The 4,867-nt window shown below is 66.7% G+C and carries 1 protein-coding gene; it reads left to right on the top strand.

The features are described from left to right. Positions 1-4,867, top strand: a 4,867-nt coding sequence (locus KJS59_RS30145) for a SpvB/TcaC N-terminal domain-containing protein (protein WP_213457323.1), incomplete at both ends; no start/stop codon positions are given.

The raw sequence follows: 4,867 nt of genomic DNA, 5'->3' as shown, positions 1-4,867 counted from the left end.
GGGTGATGGACCGCGCCGCCACGACCGAGGCCGGGGTGGACGGCCTGCTCCTGCAGGTCTCCCGCTCCGACGGGCAGCACGCTCCCGGGGTGGTCGAGGTGCGGGTGGACTATGCGACGTTCGCCTCCGCGTATGGGGCTGACTGGGCTTCCCGGCTGCGTCTGGTCAACCTCGCCGACGACCGTCCGTTGAAGACCACGAATGACGGCGCAGCCGTGTCGGCCCGTGTCCCGGTCGGCGCTTCGGGCGCTGTCACCACGCTGGCCGCTACCGCGGGATCGGGTGGTCAGACGGGTGACTACACGGCCACTTCCCTGTCTCCGGCCTCTACCTGGGATGTGTCTCAGCAGACCGGCGCGTTTTCGTGGTCCTACCCGCTGCGTGTCCCGCCCGGGGTGGGTGGGCCGGAGCCGAACCTGTCCCTGTCATACAACTCCAACGCCGTCGATGGGCGTACCTCGGGCACGAACAACCAGGGCTCCTGGATCGGTGACGGGTGGGATCTGTGGCCCGGCTTCATTGAACGGCAGTACAAGTCCTGCAACGACGACAAGGACGCCGTCGACGGGGTTGACCCGAACAACAAGAATGTCTACGGCGGGGATCAGTGCTGGCTCAAGCCGGAGGGTAACGCCACCCTCTCGTTGAATGGGCACTCCACCGAGCTGGTCAAGTCTACCGGGAAGCTGTGGAAGGGTGTCTCCGACGACGGTTCCAAGATTGAGCTGCTGACCGACGCGACCATCAATAACGGCGACGACAATGGCGAGTACTGGCGGGTCACCACCACGGACGGTATCCAGTACTACTTCGGCTGGAACAAGGGCTCCGGCGGCACGTCCGGTAGCACGGCGACGGATTCCACCTGGACCACCCCGGTCTACGGCAACCACCCCGGCGAGCCCGGCTACACCGCGGGCGACTTCGCCGCGTCGCGCCGCACGCAGGCGTGGCGGTGGAACCTGGACTACGTCGTTGACCCGCACGGCAACACCATGACCTACTTTTACACCCGGGAGACCGGGGCCTACGGCCGTGAAGGTGACGTCAACAAGCGCACCACCTACGACCGTGGCGGGTACCTGACCCGTATCGAGTACGGCAACCGCTCCGACGCCGCGACCACCACACCCGCCGCCGCGCAGATCCTGTTCGACGTGGCCGACCGGTGTACGCCCGGCGCGACCTGCTACGACAGCGCAGGAAAGCCGATCCCTGCCTCGTGGCCCGACACGCCGTGGGACCAGTACTGCGCTGCCGTGCCGTGCACCGACAAGCTCTCACCCACGTACTGGACGCAGAAACGGCTCTCGCGGATCCGCGCCCAGGTCTACTCCGGCACCGGCACCACCTACACCGATGTCGAATGGTGGACCCTGCGCCACGCGTACCTGCAAGCCGGGGGCAACGACGGCCAACCGATGTGGCTTGTCGGCATCACCCGCACCGGGAAGGTCACCACCGCCGGCGGGACCGAGGTCTCCGACCCGGAGGTCGTGTTCGACCCCGGCGCGGACGCCCTACCCAACCGCGTCGACCGGCCCGCCGACGGCCGCTCCGACCTGTTCCGCTACCGCCTGACCACGATCACCACCGAGACCGGCGCGCAGTTCGGCGTCACCTACTCGGCACCCGAGTGCACACCCAGCACTGTGCCGTCTGACCCCTCGACCAACACCAAGCGGTGCTTCCCCCAGTACTACGCCCCAGAAGGGGAGCAGCCCACCCTCAACTGGTTCCACAAGTACCGGGTCGCCCGAGTCGACATCTACGACAACACCGGCGGGTTCGAGCACCAGCAAACCAACTACGACTACCTCGACACCCCGGCCTGGCACTACAACGACTCCGAGCTGATCGAGCCGAAGAAACGCACCTGGAGCGAGTTCCGCGGCTACGGCAAGGTCACCGTCCGGGAAGGGCTGGAGTCCGGCACCCAGTCGGCGACTCAGTACGTGTACCTGCGTGGCATGGACGGCGACAAGGTCACCGGCGGCACCCGCAAGGTCACCGTCACCGACTCCCAAGGCACCGTCGTCACCGACCACGACGCCTACGCCGGCATGCTCCTGGAACAGACCACCCTGCTCGGCGCCGGCGGTTCGTGGATCAGCGGCACCATCACCATACCGGTCAAACAAGGGCCCACCGCCACCTTCGGCGCGCTGAAGGCCTGGATGACCAACGTCGGCACCACCCGCACCCGCCTCAAGCTGTCCAACGGCACGACCCGGCTGACCAAGACCGTCACCACCTACAACAGCGACAACCTGCCCACCCAGGTCGACGACCTGGGCGACGAGTCCACCGCCGCGGACGACATCTGCACCCGCACGTGGTACGCACGGAACGCCGCCAACTGGATGCTCGACAAGGTCAAGAAGACCGAGACCGTCGGCGTCAACTGCGACACCACACCGTCGCTGCCCGCGGACATGGTGTCCTCCAGCCGCATCACGTACGACAAGGACACCAACGACTGGAACACCGACCTCCCAGTCCAAGGTGACACGGCCAAGACCGAAGAGATCGACTCCTGGACCGGCACCACACCGAACTGGATCACCACCGGCCGGGGAACCTTCGACGCCAACGGTCGCGTCCGCGACGCATACGACGCGCTCAACCGCAAGACCAGCACGACGTATACCCCGGCCTTGACCGGCCCCGTCACCTCAACCAAGGCCACCAACGCCCTCGGCCGGGCGGTCACCACCACCATGGCCACCGGGTGGCAACTGCCCCTGACGGTGCTGGATGAAGCCAACAACCGGCGCACCGACCTCGCCTACGACGGACTCGGCCGGCTCGTGAAGGTCTGGCTACCAGGCAGGTCGAAGACCACCCAGCAGCCGAACACCAAATACACCTACACCGTCCGGAGCAACGCGCCGACCGCCGTCACCACCGAGACGCTGCTGCCCATCGACAACACCTACACCACCTCCATCACCCTCTTCGACGGGCTACTGCGGCAGCGCCAAACCCAGACCCAAGCGCCGGGTGGTGGCCGCGCCCTCACCGATACGGTCTACGACTCCCGCGGCCTGGTCGCCTGGACAGCGCCGCCCTACTACGACACCTCCAACGCCCCACCCGACACCACCCTGGTCACGGAGGTCGGCCGCCCCGCCATCCCCGCCAAAACGATCAACACCTACGACGGCGCCGGCCGTATCACCGATGCCGCGTTTACCGTCGGCTCGACCGTGAAATGGCGGACCACCACCCAATACGCCGGCGAACGCACCAGCGTCACCCCACCCGAGGGCGGCACCGCGACCACCACCATCGTGGACGCGCGCGAGCGCACGGTGGAACTACGCCAGTACAAGACCCCAGCGGCCGTTGGCAGCAACGACCCAACCACCTACATCCGGACCAGCTACACCTACAACGATCGAGGCGACCTCGAGACCGTCAAGGACCAACCCGGGAACACCTGGACCTACCGGTACGACCAGCGCGGCCGAAAGATCCGCGACGAAGACCCCGACCGCGGCGTCACCACCTCCGCCTACGACGCCGCCGGACAGCTCACCTCCACCACCAACGCCAAGAACGAAACCCTCGTCTACACCTACGACGACCTCGGCCGAAAGACCTCACTCCGCGACGGGTCGGCCACCGGGTTGCTCCGCGCCCAATGGATCTACGACGGCGTCACCAACGGCATCGGCCAACTCACCAAATCCATCCGCTACCACCCCGCCGGCTCCACCAATGCCTACATCAACGAAACAACCAGCATCGACACCGCCGGACGCGTCACCGGCACGAAGGTGACACTGCCCACGTCCGAGAGCACCCTGTGCGCGGCGCCCGGCGCCACCCCGTGCGTCTACACCTACGCCACGACCTACAAGGTCAACAACCAGATCGCCACCAGCACCCTGCCAGCCGCCGCCGACCTAACCAGCGAAAAGCTGTTCTACGCCTACAACGACGTCGGCGCCGCCGACTACCTCATGTCCGCCGCGCAGATCTACGTCAACACCGTCACCTACGACCAGCTAGGCCACCTCACCCAGCGCATGCTCGGCGAGAGCCCGAAGCGCACCTGGATAACCTACGGCTACGACCAGCCCACCGGCCGCCTCACCCACGCCGACGCGATCCCCGAACTCAAGTCGGAGATCTTCAACCTGGACTACACCTTCGACGCCATCGGCAACATCACCGGCATCAGCGACACCCCCGCCGGCGGCAGCGTCGACAACCAGTGCTACCGCTACGACTACCTACGCCGACTCACCGAAGCCTGGACCCCCACCAGCGGCAACTGCACAAACGACCCCAACCTGAACAGCCTAGGCGGGCCCGCCCCGTACTGGCACAGCTACCAATACGACGACACCGGCAACCGCACCAAAGAAACCCAACACGCCGCCACCAACACCGTCAGGGACTACACCTACCCCGCCAGCGGAGGCCCAGGCGCCCAACCCCACACCCTCAGCAAAGTCACCACCTCCGGCGCCTCCACCGGCACCGAGACCTACACCTACGACCCGACCGGCAACACCAAGACCCGGCCAGGACCCGCCGGAAACCAGACCCTCGACTGGGACACCGAGGGCCACCTCAAGACGTCCACCGACACCGCCGGACCCACCACCTACGTCTACGACGCCGACGGCAACCGCCTCATCCGCCACGACCCCACAGGAGACACCCTCTACCTACCCGGCGGCACCGAAGTCCGCAAACCAAAGAACAGCACCGCCACCGCAACCCGCTACTACACCCACGCCGGCGCCACCATCGCCACGCGCACAGCCACCGGCGTCTCCTGGCTCCTGACCGACCACCACGGCACCACCGAAGCAGCCATCAGCAACAGCGACCTATCCATCAGCCGGCGCCG

The organism is Rhizomonospora bruguierae (assembly GCF_018397995.1).
Taxonomy (GTDB): domain Bacteria; phylum Actinomycetota; class Actinomycetes; order Mycobacteriales; family Micromonosporaceae; genus Rhizomonospora; species Rhizomonospora bruguierae.
This window is presented reverse-complemented; position numbering and strand designations above follow the sequence as displayed.